Annotated in this window: 17 protein-coding genes and 6 pseudogenes; 15 read left to right on the top strand and 8 right to left on the bottom strand. The window is 70.1% G+C overall.

Annotated elements, in window-relative coordinates; translation table 11 throughout:
• Positions 1-54: 54 nt before the first annotated feature.
• Positions 55-330 carry an Hsp20/alpha crystallin family protein gene (locus SMIR_RS40165; protein ID WP_283959580.1) on the bottom strand — a complete coding sequence of 92 codons (276 nt, stop codon included), beginning with the start codon at positions 328-330 and terminating at the stop codon, positions 55-57.
• Positions 331-484: 154 nt separating this feature from the next.
• On the opposite strand from SMIR_RS40165, the gene SMIR_RS40160 reads away from it, so the two are divergent.
• The 4 genes from SMIR_RS40160 (at position 485) to SMIR_RS44470 (ending at position 3,533) form a co-directional block, all read left to right on the top strand.
• Positions 485-1,879, top strand: coding sequence for a nicotinate phosphoribosyltransferase (locus SMIR_RS40160; protein ID WP_212728197.1), 1,395 nt, complete (start codon positions 485-487; stop codon positions 1,877-1,879).
• 166 nt (positions 1,880-2,045) lie between these two features.
• Positions 2,046-2,354: a DUF1918 domain-containing protein gene (locus SMIR_RS40155; protein WP_248002716.1), complete on the top strand. Its 309-nt coding sequence runs from the start codon at positions 2,046-2,048 to the stop codon at positions 2,352-2,354.
• On the top strand, positions 2,338-3,219 hold the full coding sequence (locus SMIR_RS40150; protein WP_168488260.1) for a universal stress protein: 882 nt from the start codon (positions 2,338-2,340) through the stop codon (positions 3,217-3,219). Before SMIR_RS40155 ends, SMIR_RS40150 begins: the two co-directional genes overlap by 17 nt.
• A gap of 191 nt (positions 3,220-3,410) precedes the next feature.
• Positions 3,411-3,533, top strand: coding sequence for a hypothetical protein (locus SMIR_RS44470; protein ID WP_282190413.1), 123 nt, complete (start codon positions 3,411-3,413; stop codon positions 3,531-3,533).
• Here SMIR_RS44470 and SMIR_RS40140 read toward each other — a convergent pair.
• Positions 3,476-3,739: pseudogene (locus tag SMIR_RS40140) on the bottom strand (helix-turn-helix domain-containing protein); the annotation flags it as partial. The gene SMIR_RS44470 and the pseudogene SMIR_RS40140 sit on opposite strands and share 58 nt — an antisense overlap.
• A 264-nt stretch (positions 3,740-4,003) precedes the next feature.
• Positions 4,004-4,925: pseudogene (locus tag SMIR_RS40135) on the bottom strand (helix-turn-helix domain-containing protein).
• Positions 4,926-5,043: 118 nt separating this feature from the next.
• Here SMIR_RS40135 and SMIR_RS40125 point away from each other — a divergent pair.
• Positions 5,044-5,718 (top strand): CBS domain-containing protein, encoded by a 675-nt coding sequence (locus tag SMIR_RS40125; protein WP_212728195.1) that lies wholly within the window; start codon positions 5,044-5,046, stop codon positions 5,716-5,718.
• A gap of 214 nt (positions 5,719-5,932) precedes the next feature.
• On the opposite strand, the gene SMIR_RS40120 is transcribed toward SMIR_RS40125, so the two are convergent.
• On the bottom strand, positions 5,933-6,538 hold the full coding sequence (locus SMIR_RS40120; RefSeq protein ID WP_212728194.1) for an Rv1733c family protein: 606 nt from the start codon (positions 6,536-6,538) through the stop codon (positions 5,933-5,935).
• A gap of 179 nt (positions 6,539-6,717) precedes the next feature.
• On the opposite strand from SMIR_RS40120, the pseudogene SMIR_RS40115 reads away from it, so the two are divergent.
• The 8 genes and pseudogenes from SMIR_RS40115 to SMIR_RS40080 form a co-directional block, all read left to right on the top strand.
• Positions 6,718-7,211: pseudogene (locus SMIR_RS40115) on the top strand (universal stress protein); the annotation flags it as partial.
• A gap of 165 nt (positions 7,212-7,376) precedes the next feature.
• On the top strand, positions 7,377-8,552 hold the full coding sequence (locus tag SMIR_RS40110) for a 4Fe-4S dicluster domain-containing protein (protein WP_168488264.1): 1,176 nt from the start codon (positions 7,377-7,379) through the stop codon (positions 8,550-8,552).
• Positions 8,549-9,007, top strand: coding sequence for a Crp/Fnr family transcriptional regulator (locus tag SMIR_RS40105; protein WP_422664496.1), 459 nt, complete (start codon positions 8,549-8,551; stop codon positions 9,005-9,007). Before SMIR_RS40110 ends, SMIR_RS40105 begins: the two co-directional genes overlap by 4 nt.
• The gene (locus SMIR_RS40100) at positions 9,004-9,822 is read left to right on the top strand and encodes an FAD/NAD(P)-binding protein (RefSeq protein ID WP_168488266.1); all 819 of its coding nucleotides are present in this window, start codon (positions 9,004-9,006) and stop codon (positions 9,820-9,822) included. The genes SMIR_RS40105 and SMIR_RS40100 overlap by 4 nt, the downstream gene beginning before the upstream one ends.
• Position 9,823: 1 nt before the next feature.
• Positions 9,824-10,774 (top strand): NADH-quinone oxidoreductase subunit B family protein, encoded by a 951-nt coding sequence (locus SMIR_RS40095; RefSeq protein ID WP_168488268.1) that lies wholly within the window; start codon positions 9,824-9,826, stop codon positions 10,772-10,774.
• Entirely contained in the window at positions 10,771-12,117 is a 1,347-nt protein-coding gene (locus SMIR_RS40090) for a Ni/Fe hydrogenase subunit alpha (RefSeq protein WP_212728193.1), read from the top strand. Before SMIR_RS40095 ends, SMIR_RS40090 begins: the two co-directional genes overlap by 4 nt.
• Before the next feature lie 76 nt (positions 12,118-12,193).
• The gene (locus SMIR_RS40085) at positions 12,194-12,619 is read left to right on the top strand and encodes a hydrogenase maturation protease (protein ID WP_249938584.1); all 426 of its coding nucleotides are present in this window, start codon (positions 12,194-12,196) and stop codon (positions 12,617-12,619) included.
• A gap of 141 nt (positions 12,620-12,760) precedes the next feature.
• Entirely contained in the window at positions 12,761-13,624 is an 864-nt protein-coding gene (locus SMIR_RS40080) for a universal stress protein (protein WP_212728192.1), read from the top strand.
• Positions 13,625-13,812: 188 nt separating this feature from the next.
• Here SMIR_RS40080 and SMIR_RS40075 read toward each other — a convergent pair.
• Positions 13,813-14,169 (bottom strand): annotated as a pseudogene (locus SMIR_RS40075) (ATP-binding protein); the annotation flags it as partial.
• A 197-nt stretch (positions 14,170-14,366) separates the two neighbouring features.
• Here SMIR_RS40075 and SMIR_RS40070 point away from each other — a divergent pair.
• Positions 14,367-14,639 carry a hypothetical protein gene (locus SMIR_RS40070; RefSeq protein ID WP_212728520.1) on the top strand — a complete coding sequence of 91 codons (273 nt, stop codon included), beginning with the start codon at positions 14,367-14,369 and terminating at the stop codon, positions 14,637-14,639.
• Here the strand turns inward: SMIR_RS40070 and SMIR_RS40065 are convergent.
• Positions 14,606-15,079 (bottom strand): annotated as a pseudogene (locus tag SMIR_RS40065) (NUDIX domain-containing protein); the annotation flags it as partial. The gene SMIR_RS40070 and the pseudogene SMIR_RS40065 sit on opposite strands and share 34 nt — an antisense overlap.
• Positions 15,080-15,381: 302 nt before the next feature.
• Here SMIR_RS40065 and SMIR_RS40060 point away from each other — a divergent pair.
• Positions 15,382-15,762, top strand: a complete 381-nt coding sequence (locus SMIR_RS40060) for a hypothetical protein (protein ID WP_212728190.1) — start codon at positions 15,382-15,384, stop codon at positions 15,760-15,762.
• A 76-nt stretch (positions 15,763-15,838) separates the two neighbouring features.
• On the opposite strand, the gene SMIR_RS44070 is transcribed toward SMIR_RS40060, so the two are convergent.
• Together SMIR_RS44070 and SMIR_RS44065 are read right to left on the bottom strand one after the other, a co-directional pair.
• Positions 15,839-16,228 carry an MFS transporter gene (locus tag SMIR_RS44070; protein WP_249938583.1) on the bottom strand — a complete coding sequence of 130 codons (390 nt, stop codon included), beginning with the start codon at positions 16,226-16,228 and terminating at the stop codon, positions 15,839-15,841.
• Between the two features lie 85 nt (positions 16,229-16,313).
• A pseudogene (locus SMIR_RS44065) lies at positions 16,314-17,072 on the bottom strand (MFS transporter); the annotation flags it as partial.
• Between the last annotated feature and the right edge of the window lie 256 nt (positions 17,073-17,328).

Raw genomic sequence — 17,328 nt, 5'->3', positions numbered from 1 at the left:
CGCCGCGAAAAGGGCACGGCGTTGGCGGGCCCACGCGGGACCCGCCAAATGCCGTCAGCCGCCGTGCTGGATCTCGACGTGCTTGGCCTCCGCCTTCTCGGCGCCCAGGCCGACGCTGACGGTGAGCATGCCGTCGGTGTAGTCGGCCGTGACGTCGTCCTCGTCGGCGCCCGGCGGCAGCGTCACGCTGCGGCTCATCGCGCCGTAGCCGATCTCGTTGTGAGTCTTCGTGACGTCCTTCTCGGTGCGTTCGGCCTGAACGGTCAGCACCCCGTCACTGATGAAGACGTCGGTGTCCTCGGGGGACATGCCCGGAAGTTCCGCTCGCATCACGTAGCCTGCCGACACTTCCAGTCCAGCGCGCACGGGCCCGTACCGCTAAGGCCGAACAGCCCATGCCGATGGTCCCAAACGTCCCTTTCCTCCCACGCATGCGCGGTCAGACTGGTAAAAGAAGGGACGACCACATTCGGCGGCGATCATCATGTCCGACGTCACGACCACCGATCTCTACGAAGTAACCATGGCCCTGTCCTACCTCCGGGAGGACATGTGGGCCCCGGCCACCTTCAGCCTCTTCGTCCGCGACCTCCCGCCCGGCCGGGGCTTCCTGGTCACCGCAGGGCTGGAACCCGCCCTGGACTTTCTTGCCGACTACCGCGTGGAGCGGGAGGACGTCGAGGAGTTCGCGACCGCGCTGCACCGTCCGGTACGGGACCTCGAACCGCTCCTCGGCCTCGCCTTCGAAGGCGAGGTGCGCGCCGTGCCGGAGGGCCGTACGGTGTTCGCCGGGGAGCCGTTGCTGGAGGTGACCGCCCCGCTGCCGCAGGCCCAGCTGGTCGAGACGTACCTGCTGAACCAGGTCTGCCACCAGACGGCGGTGGCGTCCAAGGCTGCACGCTGCGTCCTGGCCGCCGCCGGGCGGCCCGTGGTGGACTTCTCGCTGCGCCGCACGCACGGCCCCGGGGCCGGATACCAAGCGGCCCGGCTGGGCGTCCTGGTCGGCTTCGCCGGTACCAGCAACGTCGCCGCCGCCACCGCGCTGGCCGTCCCGGCCTCGGGCACCATGGCCCATTCGTACATCGAGGCGTTCCCCGGCGAGGAGGAAGCGTTCCACGCCTTCGCACGCAGTCACCCCGGCCCGGTCACCTTCCTCGTCGACACCTACGACACCGAGGAAGGCGTGCGGATCGCGGCGCGGGTGCTGAGAGACCTGGGGCGCGGTACCGGCTGCGCGATCCGGCTGGACAGCGGAGACCTCCACGCACTCTCGTGCCGGGCACGCGCCATTCTGGACACCGCGGGGCTGACCGACGTACGAATCGTGGCCAGCGGCGGACTCGACGAGTACGCCGTCGCCCGGCTGGTGCGCGCCGGTGCCCCGATCGACGTGTACGCCGTGGGCACGCGTGTGGGTGTGGCCGCGGACGCCCCGTACCTGGATGCCGCGTACAAGCTCGTCGAGTACGACGGCCGCCCGGTCATGAAGCTGTCCTCGGCGAAGGTCACGGCCCCGGGCGGCAAGCAGGTCTTCCGCCGCGCCGGGCAGCCCGACGTCATCGCCCTGCGGCGAGAGGAACCGCCGGACTCGGCACGGCCGCTGCTGCGCACGGTGATGTGCGGCGGCCGTCGGACGGGGCCGCCGGACCGCTGGCAGGACGCCCGCGACCGGTTCCGCGGGGACATCGCCGATCTGCCCGGCCCGACGCTCCGGATCGAGAACCCCGAACCGGTCCGACCGGTTTGGTCCCAGGCTCTGCAGAAGCTGACAGCCACGGTACGTGCGAGCATCGAAGCACGGTTCCGCCCGGACCACCTCGCCGCTCCCTGCGGCACGGCTGCCTCCCACTCTTCGACGTTGTCGGCCGGTGCACCATGAGGGGCCCGGCGGTGGGGCCAACGGGGACGAGGCGAGGACCAATGGCCCCTGGAACCCTGACCGCGCCAGGTCTTCCATGAAATCGGCGGCACTGCTCCGCGCCACCACAGGGAGGAGGCGAGCGAGATGTCCGCTCCTCCACCAACAAGGAAGAAGGAACAGGCCCGTGCCGAGTACCGGACCCGAGGCGACCGGCGCCTCGATGCGCGCCCGCGTGGGCGACGAGATCGTCATACACGGCACTACTGCCGGGGTCGTGGCCCGGGACGGCGAGGTCGTGGGGCTCTCCCATCCGGACGGCAGCCCGCCGTACGACATGCGCTGGGCCGAGAACAGACAGGTGACCCTGTACTTGCCCGGGCCCGACGCCATCGGGCATCTGACGCCCACGCCGCACCCGGCACGCTCGTCCGCACACACCTCGTCGGCCTCCGACGGACTGGTGACTGGAGGCGGTCATGTCCCGACCCGGTGACCGTCGGCCGATCGTGGTGGGCGTCGATCCCGACCCCAGCCGACGGATGGCCCTGGCCTGGGCAGCCGACGAGGCCGCCCGCCGTCGGCTGCCGTTGCGTCCGGTCCACGTCGAGGGCGTGCCGACCAGGGGCTATCGGGGGCAAGAGATCCCGCCTTCCTGGGAGGAATGGAACGAGGCTCTGCACAGGGCCGGGAAACAGGTACTCGAAGAAGCCGCGGACTTCGTCACGGCACGGCACCCGCAGGTCGAGGTGGACGCTGTGCTCGCGGAGGGCGACCCCGTATGGGTGCTGCGTGAGCAGAGCCGCGACGCCACGGCTGTCGTACTGGGCTCGCGACATCTGAGCCGGACGCAGGAGGTGTTCGGCTCCGCCTCGGTCGCCCTGCCGGTCATGGCCCACGCGCACTGCCCCGTGGTCGTCGTGCCCGAGCCGGAGCACGTCACCCAGGAGCCCGCGTACTACGTCGTCGGCGTCGACGGCAGCGAGCACTCGGCCGCCGCCGTCGACGTGGCATTCGAGGAGGCGGCCCTGCGTGGCGCCGAGGTGCGGGCCCTGTACGTCTGGGAGCCAGGTCCGCTCAGGATCTTCGACGAGTACGCCCCGCAGCAGGAGGCCCGCCGGTTGCTCTCCGAGACCGTGGCCGGCCGCCAGGCCCGCTACCCAGAGGTGGACCTGCGCCACGAACTGCTCGTCGGGCATCCCGTGCAGGTGCTCACCGACGCCTCGGCCCACGCGCTGGGCCTGGTGGTGGGAACCCGGGGTCACGGAGGATTCACCGGCATGTTGCTGGGCTCGGTCAGCCAGGGCGTACTGCACTATGCCCGCTGCCCCGTCATCGCCGTTCCGTCGAGGCCGACATGAGGAGTCCCGGGCGAGCAGGAGGCGCGGGAAGCCCATTCGGCCCCACGCCGGGTCCAGACGGCCCCTGCCCTACGACGGTCCGCGCGCACATGCTGGAGACGGGATTCGAGGAGGTCCTCGGGCTGTCGTCCGAGCAAAGACGGGGTCCCCCTGGCCGAGCTCGGCGCACCCTGCCGCAAAGGGAAGCCATCGTGACTGCACAATCCCTGGACGTGAAGACCGTCTCCGCGCTCGTGACGGAGGCCGCGGCGGCACCCTCGCTGCACAACGCACAGCCCTGGACGTTCCGCAGCTCGCGGTCCAGTACCCGTTGAATCGTGGGCAGGTCCATGCCCAGCTCGCGCAGTGTCCGGAGGAGTTCCAGACGAAGCAGTGCGTCGAGGTCGTAGCGCCGATAGCCGGCGGGACTTCGGGGGGTAGGCGCTACCACCCCCGAATCGGAGTAGAACCGGATGGTCCTCACAGGCAAGCCGGTCCGCCGGGAAAGCTCCCCGATCGAGTAGAGGGTCGTAACGTCCATGTCCCCCCCCACTCTGCTGTCTCCAGTCACTGGAGACTCAAGGCTATTCCCCATCTGGTCCCCGACCGAGACGTCCTCCGAGTCGCTGAGCACGCGTCACGTGCTTACCGCTGATCGCCAGGACGACGGGGACGCCTTGCACGCGCTGGGCGAGCGATGGCAGGGACATGTGCCACCGCTCGCTGGCGGCCTACGGCTAAGAGCCCTTGGACTCATTCATCTGGGGTCGGTGGAGGGGCCAGCACTTCACCAGCGCATCGGCGTCTACTGATCGGCCGGAGTGATGCGACGCCCCGTGAGGCTCGTGGGCCGGATCGACACCCACATCTCGCGTTCGCCGCCGGGCCATGGCGTGGTGTGGGCGCGTTGGGTGAGACGGCGCACGGCGTCAGGCTCCGTCACAACGCTCGCGGGGCCGACGGCGAGCACGCTCCAGCCCTGGCTCAGAGCCTCGTCCACGTGGTCGACCTCGAAGGCGACTTCCGTTTCCACGGCCGCTGCGGCCACGGCGTCGGGCGCGGTCCGGAAGACGATGGCTTCGTCGACGACCTCGTAGTTGACCGGTACGACCGCCGGGCGGCCGTCGGACGCCGATACCGCGACGCGCCCGACGCCGTGCGTGGAGAGCAGAGTGCGGCATTCGTCCGGGCCGAGGTCCAACAGTTGAGGGTGCAGCAGTGCGTGGCCTTGTCCGGGCGGGAGATCGATGCCTCCGCCGAGCAGAGCCGTGACCGTGGTACCCAGCGCGTCGGCCAGCCTGATGAGAGCCGCCATCGTGGGGTTGGCGGGCCGCTCCTCCAGGTATGCCAGGTAATGGGGCGACATTCGGGCGCGGCGGGCAGTTTCCTCCCGGCTGAGCCCCTGTCTCCGGCGTTCGACGCCCACACGCCGACCGATGTCGCCAGGATGGGCTGCACCGGTTGGTGGGGCAGCCGCGGGCACGGCCTCCGCCTCACCCGTGCCCTGCTGCGACTCGCGGGGGGGTCCCGGACTGTTCGTACTCGAGGTGGCGGATGTGCGCATCGGGCCCGGGGAAGACGAGCGTCACTTCGTCCGTGTCCGACCAGTGCACGTCGTAGGGAGGTGTTCCGTCCTCGTGGTGGAGCCCGACAATCTCGCCGTCGCGCTTGGCGCCGTCGGCGGTCGGACTTTCGATGACGAGTTGGTCACCGAGGTGAGCTCGCATGATCGCCGCCCTCTGCTCAGAATGGTGCTGTATCCAACCTGCCACGCGGGACGCCCCACCACATGGGACGAGAGCCCCTGCTGTCCGCGAGGTGGGCGGCCCATATCCGGGAGGCGACATGCACCACCGAACAGTCGAAGAGCTCATGACCCGGGGCGTCGTCAGGGCACGGCGTGACACGCCGTTCAAAGAGCTCGTCAGGCTGCTGGCGGAGAACGACGTCACCGCCGTGCCCGTGGTGGACGATCTGGACCGCCCCATGGGTCTGGTGTCCGAGGCCGACCTGCTGCGCAAGAGCGCAGACCAGACCGATCCGTCAGGCAGGATCCCCGTTCCGCACCTGGAGGCCTGGGAGCGGGCCAAGGCCGAGGGTTCCCGCGCCGAGGAACTGATGTCGGCTCCCGCGGTCTGCGCACGTCCGGAGTGGAGTGTGGTCGAGGCTGCGCGCCTCATGGAGGCCCAGCATGTCAAGCGGCTGCCTGTGGTGGACGAGGCGGACCGGCTCCTGGGCATCGTCAGTCGTGGTGATCTGCTGCGGATCTTCCTGCGCCGTGACGACGCCATCCGCGACGAGATCGCAGCGGACGTGCTGCGGCGCACGATGAGGCTCGGTCCCTCGGAGGTGACGGTCGAGGTGCGCGACGGGAGGGTCGCCCTCGGCGGGTCCGTGGAGTTCCGGAGTCTGATCCCTGTCATCGAGCAGCTGTGCCGCGGCGTCGACGGCGTTGTCTCGGTCGCCGGCCACATCGCGTACCGGACGGATGACGCCGACCCTTCCCCCACCGGCGTCTGACGAGGGCCGGCAGGCACGGCGGCCGGCAGCCGTCCCGCTGGATGGCCCATGTGAAACCCGGCGGATTCCAGAGGGATCACCCATGACAGATCCCGTGTACAACGTCGGAGGCCTCCAGTCCGGGCCGATGTGATCCGAACCAGTTGGTATCCGGCGGAGACCCTGTGCAGACATCATCGACCGCACTTCCTCGGCCCCCGTCCGGTCCTGCGCGTCACCGACGGAAGCGCTCGGACCACAGCGGCTCCACCAGGTCCCATTCGACATCCCACTGCGCGTACCTTCTCCGGTCCAACGCGAGGAGCATGGCTGCTCGTGCCGCGTAGAACCAGGCGACCACACAGAGTGCCGCCATGCCACCCACGAACCAGCCGTTGGCCTTTGCGGTGACCGCGTTCATGGGTGCACCGGTGATGGCTCCGTCCCGGTCCACCCACACCCGCATGGTGGCGCCCGTGGGTGTTCCCGGTCCCACGAGGGTGATCCCCGTGCGCACGATGCCGTTCCGCTCGGTCCAGCGGATCTGCGCCCGTTGCTTCGACACACGGTCGTCGCCCGGCGCGTTCGGCGTCACTCGGGCGGTGACCTCGTGTCGTTCCGCAACCTGGGCCTGCACGGTGCGCATGGATGACTCGTACGCCGTCAGCCCCGTGCTGAGCGCCGCCACCGGCAGTCCGAGGACGAGGAGGAGCATCAGTACGCGGCGGAACCAGGATTCAAACCTGTCGGACGTACGCCTCAGAGGGTTCGCCCCATGTGGCGCGTTGCCTTTGCGCGGCCGGGGCGGACCGGATGCGGACGGCGAACCTTTTGCGCTCATGATGCGGCCTCCAGCACGTTGCTGGTCCGTTCCCCCACCTCGTCCCACAATCGAACGACAGTGGGCTTCGGTCACGAGGCCGAAAGTCCCTTCGGGACCGGCGTCCGGCCCCGAAGGGTCGGCCGTCGACACGGTCCGTCTCAGCCGGTGGCGGTGGTGGCGGTCATACAGCCGTCACCGTGGGCCTCGACGGCTCGCCCGAGAGCCTTGCCGCTGCCCACTGGGCCGCCGACGAGGCCGAGAAGCACAAGCTCACCCTGCGCCTGCTGCACGCGTGGCCGCTGCTGGCGCCGGAACCGACCTGCGTCCCCGCGGAAGTCGTTCAGAACTACCGGGCGAAGCGTCTCGTCCGCACCGCGCGGGCGGAGCTCCAGGCGCGCCATCCGGGCCTGCCCATCGTCGGGAACCTTGTTGCCGACGACGCTTCGAAGCCCTGCTCCAAGCGGCGTCGGAGTCGGCGTCGGAGACGACGGTGCTGGGTTCGCGTGGTCTGGAGCGCGTCGAGAGCTACTTCCTGGGTGACGTCAGCATGCCCGTCGTAGCACGGGCCGAGCGGCCGGTGTTGCTGCTCCGCGCCGAACCCAGGTACCAGGGACCGACCCCGGCACCCGCCAGCCGTGTGGTCGTGGCCCTGAAACTGCACAGGACCTCCGATGCCCTGCTCGACTTCGCAGCAGTGTGAGCCGGGCCGATCGAGTGGGCGAAGACGAACGGCCCCCGGCCCATGGCCCGCATGGCCCTACCCGAGTGGTGCCGGACCAGAAATCCTGGGTTCGTGGACTCTGTGAGGCACCCGCGATGTCCCACTTGCCAGACGCGGTGCTGAAGGAGAACGGCCATGACTACGGACCCCGACATGAACGCCTGCTCCCCTCCTGCGTCCGGCGGGTCGAATATGGGGAAGGACGGCATGGTCGCGCTGGTGGAGGTGTTGACCGGGCGCGGTTTCACCGTGATCGGGCCCACCGTGCGGGACGGTGCGATCGTGCTGGCCGAGCTGGAGTCGGCCGACGAGCTGCCGTACGGGTGGGGTGTAGAACTTGAAGCCGGGCGGTACCAGCTGCGGGAGCGGACCGACGGTGCCGCCTTCGCGAACGCGGCGGGCCCCCAGTCGTGGAAGCAGTTCCTGCATCCGGCGAAGGTGCGGCAGTGGCGTGCCGACCGGGTGGGCGAGGAGATCGTGTTCACGGCCGAGGAGCCCCCGGCACCGCGGTACGCCTTCCTCGGGGTGCGTCCCTGCGACGCACGGGCCATCGCCATCCAGGACCGGGTACTCACCGGGGGGACCCACCGCGACCCCGCCTACCAGGGGCGGCGCGCAGGAGCGCTGCTCATCGCGGTCGAGTGCACGGAGCCCGGCGGTACCTGCTTCTGTGTCTCGATGGGCACGGGACCCGCGGCCCCTCTCGGCTGTGACCTGGTGATCACCGAGGTGGTCGATGACGACGGCCACCGCTTCTGGATCCGCGGCGGTAGCCGGGAAGGCGACGAGATCCTGGCGCAACTGCCCGTCCGCCCGGCCGACCCCGCCACCCGTGAGGCGGCCCGCGCGGGCGTCGCCGCCGCCGCGGACCGGATGGGACGGACCATGCCCGAGGCCGACCTGCGGGAGCTGATGGCCGGTACGCTCGACGCCCCCCGCTGGGACGACGTTGCCGGGCGCTGCCTGACGTGCGGCAACTGCACCATGGTGTGTCCCACATGCTTCTGCACCACCACCGAGGACGTCACCGACCTCACCGGTGACCACGCGGAGCGGTGGCGGCTGTGGGACTCGTGCTTCGACCTGGACTTCTCCCAGTTGCACGGCGGCCCCGTCCGTACGTCCCCGCGCAGTCGCTACCGGCAGTGGATGACCCACAAACTCGGCACGTGGTACGACCAGTTCGGCTCCTCCGGCTGTGTGGGCTGCGGCCGCTGCATCGTGTGGTGCCCGGTGGGCATCGACATCACCGAGGAGGCCGCCGCTCTGCACGACTGGACGCGGTCCGAGGCATCGGGGCAGGCACCGTGACCGAGCTGCCGCCGCCCCTGGACTTCCTGCCACTCGCACAGCGCGAGCGGCTGATGGCCCTCGGGCTCGACGTGGTGTTCCCGGCCGACGCGCGCCTGTTCGACGAGGGTGCAGAAGCCGACCGCTTCTGGCTGCTGCGCGGCGGCAGGGTCGCCCTCGACATCTGCGTTCCCGGCAGGCAACCGGAGGCGCTGGTGGAAACGCTCGGTCCGGGCCAACTACTGGGCTGGTCGTGGATCTGCCCGCCGTACCGCTGGCACCTCGGCGCACGAGCGGTGACCGCGGTGGAAGCCACGGAGTTCCCCGCCACCGACGTCCTCGCCCTCTGCGCCGCCGACCCAGAACTCGGCTACGCCCTGATGCGCCGCTTCACCGAGGTTGTCGCCGAGCGCCTGCAGGCCACCCGCATCAGGCTGCTGGACCTCTACGCACCCCACGGAAGCGGCCCGCCATGAGCACCGTGACGCCACCGCTGCCGTACCGGGTCGCAGAAACCCGGGCGGAGACTGCCGACACCCGTTCGGTGGAACTGGTTCCTGCCAGCAGGGAACTCCCGCCCTTCTCACCGGGCCAGTTCGCGATGATCTACGCGTTCGGGGTCGGTGAGGTGCCGGTCTCGGTCAGCGCCCTGCGCGGCTCGCACGGGGGCCTCGTGCACACCGTACGCGCGGTGGGGGCGGTCTCGACCGCCCTGTACGACCTGTGTCCGGGGGACACCGTCGGGCTGCGCGGGCCGTTCGGCACCCGCTGGGACCTGGACGCGGCAGCCGGCCAGGACGTACTGGTGATCGCCGGCGGCATCGGGCTGGCGCCACTGCGACCGGTGGTGCACGCGGTCCTGGACCGGCCGGCCGCCTACGGTCGGCTGGGGATCCTGGTGGGAACCCGTAGCCCTGGCGATCTGATCTACCTGGAGGACATCGAAAACTGGCGCAGCAGGGCCGAGGTGGGAGTGACCGTCGACCGCCCCGGCCCGGGCTGGCAAGGCTCGGTGGGGGTCGTCACCACCCTCCTCGACGCGTTGGCACTCCGGCCGGACCGGACCCACGCGCTGGTGTGCGGGCCCGAGGTGATGATGCGCCACACCGCGCGAGCCCTGATGGGCCGAGGCCTCGCCGCGCACCGCGTTCAGGTGTCGCTGGAACGCAACATGCGCTGCGCCTCCGGCCACTGCGGCCACTGCCAGCTCGGCCCGCTGCTGCTGTGCCGGGACGGACCTGTGGTCGGCTACGACCGCGTGGAACGCCTGCTGTCCGTACGGGAGTTGTGAGATGGAATCCGACCGAGGACTGGCCGGCGCCCCAGGACGGTCCACCGCCCGAGCGGCGGACACCGATCTGGGAGACGCCGCCCGCCGACGAGCGAACCCGGACCGTCGGCCCACGCTCGCCGTATGGAAGTTCGCGTCCTGCGACGGCTGCCAGCTGACCCTGCTCGACTGCGAGGACGAACTGCTCGGCCTCACCGAGCAGGTACGCATCGAGCACTTCCTGGAGATGTCCGCCACCGAGGGTCCCAGCGGGGGGCGCGCGGAGCTGTCCGGACGGGGTCCGTACGACCTCTCCCTGGTCGAGGGCTCGATCACCACGGCCGAGGACGCCGAGCGAATCCAACACATCCGGCGCATCTCCCGGCGCATGGTGACCATCGGAGCCTGCGCCACCGCGGGCGGCATCCAGGCACTGCGCAACTTCGGAGACGTCGACGCATTCCGCGCGGCGGTCTATGCCCGCCCGGACTACATCGCCACCCTGGAGACCTCGACCCCGATCTCGGCACACGTACCGGTCGATTTCGAACTCCGGGGCTGCCCCATCGACCGCCGCCAGCTCCTCGAAGTCATCACCGCCCACCTGTCCGGACGCAAACCCCAGATCCCCAGCCACAGCGTCTGCTTCGAGTGCAAGAGGCGCGGCACCACCTGCGTCACAGTGGCCCACGGCACCCCCTGCCTGGGCCCGGTCACCCATGCCGGGTGCGGTGCCATCTGCCCCGCCTACGGACGCGGGTGCTACGGCTGCTTCGGACCGGCCGAGCGGCCCAACCTGCGCTCCATGGTCGCGCAGCTGCGCCGCGACGGAATGAGCGAGGCGGACATCCTGCGTGTCTTCCGCACCTTCAACGCCGCGTCGCCGGAATATGCCCCCGTAGCCGATCTCGCCGCCGAGGAGCAGGACACCCCTCGGGCAGGAACAGAAACCGACCCGGAAAGGCCCGCATGAGCCATCGCGGAACCCGCGTCCTGCGGCTGGACGCACTGGCCCGGGTGGAAGGCGAAGCCGCCCTGCACCTGCGCGTACAGGAGGAGACGGTCACCGAGGCGCGGCTGCGCATCTACGAACCACCCCGGTTCTTCGAGGCCTTCCTGATCGGCCGGGGCCACACCGAGCCACCGGACATCACCGCCCGCATCTGCGGAATCTGCCCGGTCGCCTACCAGATGAGCGCCTGCCAGGCGATCGAGAACGCCTGCGGTGTCACCGTGGACGGGCCTCTCGCGGAGCTGCGCCGCCTGCTGTACTGCGGCGAATGGATCGAGAGCCACACCCTGCACATCTACCTGCTGCACGCCCCCGACTTCCTCGGCCGGGCCGATGCCATCGAACTCGCCCGCGACCAGCGGGCGGCCGTCGAGCGCGGCCTGCGGATCAAACAGACCGGCAACGCGATCCTCGAACAACTGGGCGGACGCCCCATCCACCCGGTCAACGTCCGCGTCGGCGGCTTCTACCGCACACCGGCGCCCGAGGAACTCCGTCCGTTGGCCGAACGGTTGCGGCAGGCCCGCGACGACGCACTGGAAACCGTCCGCTGGGTGGCGGCGTTCGACTTCCCCGACGCGGCAAGCGATCACGACCTGCTCGCACTGCGCGACCCCGGCCGCTACGCCATCGACTCCGGCACACCAACGGCCATCACCGCCCACGGCCGAACCCCTGCGCTGCGCGAGTTCCCCGTGTCCGACCTCGAACAGCACGTGCACGAAGAGCAGGTGCCGCACAGCACCGCTCTGACCGCCGCGCTCGACGGCCGCCGCTACCTGACCGGCCCACTGGCCCGCTACGCGATCAACGGCCGGTGGCTCCACCCGGTGGCGGCCCAAGCCGCCAGGGACGCCGGGCTGGGCGATCCCCTGGCCGGGGACATCTGCGACAACCCCTTCCGAAGCATCGTCGTACGCGCCGTGGAGGTGGTGCAGGCCGTCGAGGAAGCCCTGAGGATCATCGAGGGCTACGAACAACCGTCGCGGTCGGCTCTCGACGTCCTCCCGCGGAAGGCGGTGGGCGCCGGAGCGACCGAGGCACCCCGCGGGCTGCTGTACCACCGCTACGCCCTTGCCGAGGACGGCACGCTCACCTCGGCCCGCATCATCCCGCCCACGGCACAGAACCAGACGGCCATCGAGGAGGACGTACGCCGGGCCGTCCAGGCACGCCTGGACAGGCTCGGAGCCGCAGCCGACGACGAGGAGCTCATTCGCTTGTGCGAGCGGGCCATCCGCAATCACGACCCCTGCATCTCCTGCGCCGCCCACTTCCTCGATCTGACCGTGGAACGCGCATGACCGGCCGGGTCGTGGTGATCGGCGTGGGCAACCCCCTCGCGGTGACGACGGGGCGGGTCCGGCGGTGGTGGAGGCCTTGCGGGGCAGGGTCCCCGAGGACGTCGTGCTGGCGGTCAGCGACGGCGAACCCGGCCGGATGCTCGAACTGTGGCGCGGAGCGGACACCGCGGTCGTGGTGGAAGCCCTCCGTCTACATCCGGCCAGGCCGGGCGCGCTGCACACCCTGACAGCGACGGAGGCGGCCGGCCGCGGGACTGGTACGGCGAGCACACACGCCCTGGGGCTGGGGGAATGCCTCGCTCTGGCGGAAGCCCTCGACCTGCTCCCGCGGAAGGTCGTCGTGCACGCCGTTGAGGTGGCCGATGTCGAACTCGGCACGGGACTGAGCGACCCGGTGCGGTCGGCCCTCTCCGAATTGATCGAGCGCACCTCCGCCTCCGTACTTCAGGCCCGCGAAGGGAACCACCAGCGGCAGACGTCTGGCGGTGCGCCTCTACCGTGAGCGGCCGTGGCGGGGATGGACGAGCCATGGACCTATGGGCCCCGGAAGGGGCCGAAGGGCCCCTCGTGCCCCGGCGAGAGAGGGTGCAACGGTTGAAGTCGGTCCCATGCGCTGTAAGTCCCAAGAAAGGCGGTGGGGACGATGACACTCCCTCTGGTTGTAGGCATCGACGGATCGGACTCGAGTCTGCTTGCCCTCGACTGGGCCGTGGACGAGGCAGTCCGCCACGGGGTTCCCCTCAGGCTCGTCTACGCCTCCCTCTGGGAGCGATACGAGGGTGCCCTGCCGTCCATCGGCCTGACGCGCCCCTCCGAGCAGGTGCTGGCGGAGCACATCGTAGCTTCCGGGGCGGAGCGCGCCGAGCGGCGCAACCCTGACGTGAAGGTCACCACCGACATCCTCGCGGAGGAGGCGGCAGTCGCCCTCGTGCGCGAGGGTGATGGTGCGTCCGCGCTGGTGACGGGGTCGCGCGGTCGCGGTCAGCTCAAAGGAATGCTTCTCGGGTCGGTCGGTCTGGCCGTGGCGGGCAGGGCCCGTTGTCCGGTGATAGTGGTCCGAGGCGATCGAGCGGGCATGGCCGGAACACATGAGCGGATACTGCTTGGCCTGGGGGACGCCGACACCACCGCCGAGACCGTGCGGTTCGCCTTCCGCGAGGCCGAGGTGCGCGGTTGCGTCCTGGACGTGGTCCGGGCCTGGCGCAGTCCCGCCCACCTGAGTCGTCCTCCCGAGGAAGCGGCGAACACTCCCGAAGAGGAGGCCTCCGCACTGCTCGACGCCGTGCTCGCAGAAGCGATCGCCGAGCATCCCCGGGTACGGACGCACCGTACGACGATCGAGGGGCCGGCCGGCAAGATCCTCGTGGACCGATCGGCAGCCGCTGACCTCGTGGTCATCGGGGCCCGGCCCAGGACAGGCCACTTCGGGCTCCAGCTCGGACGCGTCAGTCACACACTTCTGCACCACGCCCAGTGCCCGGTCGCGGTCGTGCCGCAGAGGCCGTGACATCTCAGGCGAGCACGCGCGCTGCCCCTGACGGCCAGCGCCGGGCGCCCCAGCGGCTCCCGCAGATGGCACGCGGCCGCACCGGCCGACAACTCGATCGGCCCGGTGTACAGCGCCGGCGCCGCGACGGACGCCCGGTGCAGCGCCTCCAAGGCCGACTGCCCGGCCTGCCGGTCGAAACCCGGTGATCAGATGTCCGGGGCGACAGGCACGGTGCCGTCCGGATGCGTGGGCAGCGGTTGTTCGGTCCAGATGGTCTTGCCGCGGCGGGTGTGGCGGGTGCCCCAGCGGTCGGTGAGCTGGGCGACGAGCAGGAGCCCGCGGCCGCCCTCGTCGGTGGTCCGCGGGTGGCGCAGGTGAGGGGCGGCGCTACTGCCGTCGGTCACCTCGCAGATCAGCGCGCGGTCCCGGATAAGCCGTACCTGGATGGTGCCCGGGGCGTACCGGATGGCGTTGGTGACCAGCTCGCTGACGATCAACTCCGTGGTGAAGGCGAGCTCGGACAGTCCCCAGCTGGTGAGCTGGCGGTCGGCCAGGGCTCGCGCCGGTGACCGAGCAACGCCTCGGCTTCCCCGCTCCACTCGATGATCACCCCGTCGGCGTCCAAGAGGACCCTGGCCTGCGATGTTGTCAGTGCGTCCACCCGCCCCCTTCCCTGAAGTGGTCATGGCAGCCCTCCAGTCCCCCGGGGTCCGCGGCGTCCGCCCGGTAGGCACCGCCCTACCGGGACCATGCCGGGCCCGTGTCACTCCTTCAAGCAGTCAAGGACGGCATCACCGAGATGCTGGAACAACTCGACCTCACCGAGGACGAGCGCGACGCCCTCGCCGGGGACCTCGACGCCATCTCGGCCCTGGCCGACAAGCTCGCCGACACCCCCACCCCGGCGGGCCCCACCCCCAGGGAGCTCGGAACGACCAGCGGCTTCATTCCCCTGACCCAGCTCACGAACACCCTCTCCGCGAGAGACGCCGGGTCAGCGCGACGTGCAGAATACCGATCGAAAATCTCCTGACTATCAGGAGTGAAGGTCCACTGCTGCAGGGCCCGCCGCAGCTCGGACTCGGTCAGCCACCCGTGCCAGGCCACCTCTCCCGGATCGGGGGCGACGACCTTCGGAAGCATGGCATCGCACGCCCCAAGCCAGTGAGGGCTGAGCCCAACCCGGTTGAGGAACTTGAACCGAAGGCACACCGTCGCCTGCGCCCCCAGCTCCTCACTGAGCTCGCGGGCAGCCGCCTGCTCATAAGACTCGCCAACGCCCGCAGCGCCCCCGACACCGAGTTCGTAGTGCCCTGGGAACCGGGACAGCTGCTCGGCACGCCGATGGACGAGAAAGCGACCCTGCCTATCACGGCACACGACCACGCCAACACGGTGCAGCCAACCCTCCCGGACGGCCTCCCTCCGGCTGACCACTCCCAACACTCGGTCCTGAGCATCGACACGTTCCACGAGTTCATCCACGACGCACACGGTCCCAGACACCACTGACACCGTGCCGAAATACCCAAAGCGTCAGGCCAAATAGCCCCGCCGCGCGAACTCCACTGCACGAAAGATCACGCTCCTGTCTCGATTCTCAATAACTCTGACATCATCGCTTCCTGCGTGGAACGAGCCCGGCTGCGCAATCCCGAAGTGAAGGCGTCGGGCGAGGTACTCCCCGATGATGCCGTTTCCGTGCTGTTGCGTGCGGGTCCCGAGGCATTCGCTCTGGTCGTCCCGGCGACATCCGTGCACTCCAGCTCGACGACGTGAACCTCGGCGACCGCCTCATCACCGTCGCAGGACGCCACCGGCGACTCGATGACCTCACCCTCAAGGTCCTGGGCGACTACCTGCACCATCGCAGGACACGCTGGCCAGACACCGACAACCCCCACCTGCTGGTGTCAACCCGCACCGCCTACGACACCCGCCCCGTGACGGACTATTTCCTCTCCACCCTGTTCCGCGGCCACAACGCCACCCTCGACCGCTTGCGAGCAGACCGCTGGCTCGCCGAAGCTCTCGACCGCGGGCCCGACCCACTCCACCTGGCCGCCGTCTTCGGCATCAGCACGGCCACCGCCATCCGCTACGCGAACGCCGCCCGCTCAATCCTCGAACCGGACCCCGAACAACAACCGCCCTGACCACCCACGTCGCGACGAATAACAAGTCATCTCATTCGGCGAGTCTGCGGTAATGGATGAGGGTGCAGGCAATCGCTCACCCTTGCTCCTCCTCCGTCACCGCCCGATCCCCCCTGGTCGTCGCACGTTGTTTGCACGCTGCCGTTTGGTCCCACCAGGCCGGGACGAGGGCTGTCAGCATCAGGAGCGCGGTCAGGACGAATGCCCAGGGGTAGCCGGTCAATCCGGCCACCGTGCCGAAGCCGACCGCGCCGATGCCCATACCCGCGTCATAGGCGACATTCCACAGGGCGCTCACCGTCCCGTACCCGGAGGCCGGGACCCGGGAGTACATCAGCGTGATGGTTGCGCTCTGGGTGATGCCGAAGCCGGCCCCGAACACGGCCGCACCCACGACGACCGCGACGGGGACGCCCGTGCGGGCAACGACGAGGATGCCGACGGCTGAGGCGACCAGCCCCGGCACGACCAGGCCGGCGGCACCGCGGCGGTCGGCGCGCCGACCGGCGAACCAGGGATGCGGTCGCGGCGGCCGGTTGCACGAAGAGAGCCGCGGCGACCACGCCGGAATTGCCCGGCGCCAAGGCCAGTGGCAGAAAGGTGACGACGATCCCCGCGCCCACTGCCGTCACCGCGAACACGGCCGTGGGACGGCCGAGCGTGCCGGAACGGGCCCCAGCGAAGATCCCCAGGGGCGGCCCCGACGCCGCTTCCCGGCCGGGCAGGCCCGGGACGGCGGCGATGGAGACCAGAGCGATCAGTGCCGCCACCGAGCAGACGGGCCCGTACCCCGTGTGCAATGCCAGCCAGGCCCCGAGTGGCAGGCCCACCAGCGACGGCACGCCGGCCATGACGCCGATCAGTGCCAGCCCCTCCCCGCGGCGTTCGGGCGGGATCAGTGACGCCGTCAGCGCCCCACCCGCCACCAAGGTGAACGCGAAGCCGAGCCCCCGGACAAGGCACACCGCCACGACGCACGCCATACTCTGCGACACGGTCAGGGCCAGTGCCGGAGCACCCAGCAACAACAACCCCGCCCCCAGCATCACGCGATAGCCGCAGCGTGCGGCCAGCCCTGGGGCTATCAGCTCGCCAGCCACCGTGGCCAGCATCAGCGCACCGGTGACCAGGCCCGCCTTGTCGCTGCCCCCGCCCGGCGCGCTCTGCGCGTACGCCGGGACGACCGACAGCAGCAGGTAGAAGCTCGCCGAGGAGCCGACGACCGTCACAAAGCGCAACAGGAGCGGGCGGGTCACCAGGCGCGGCCGCGCCTCGGCAGCTCGGTGTTCAGGATCGGCGGATGAGGCCATGGGGCGAAACCTAAGGGACGGAGCCGCCCGTCACTGGTGACCGATTGCAAGAGCCACTACCCGTGCAACTCGCTCACCACGTCATCTCATTCAACGATCCCCACCCGACCGGTTACCGAACAAGCCAAATGAGATGGCCTGTGTGCACATTGCACAAACCCACGGCGCAAACCCACCACACCGTCTTCGACGCGCTGGTGCTGGCCGTGGCGCTGGGATGCACCTGGCAGATCGAACGCGGGGTCGAGAACCCCGC

The organism is Streptomyces mirabilis (assembly GCF_018310535.1).
Classification (GTDB): domain Bacteria; phylum Actinomycetota; class Actinomycetes; order Streptomycetales; family Streptomycetaceae; genus Streptomyces.
The sequence above is the reverse complement of the archived record's forward strand: the minus strand, read 5'-3'. Positions and strand labels throughout refer to the sequence as shown.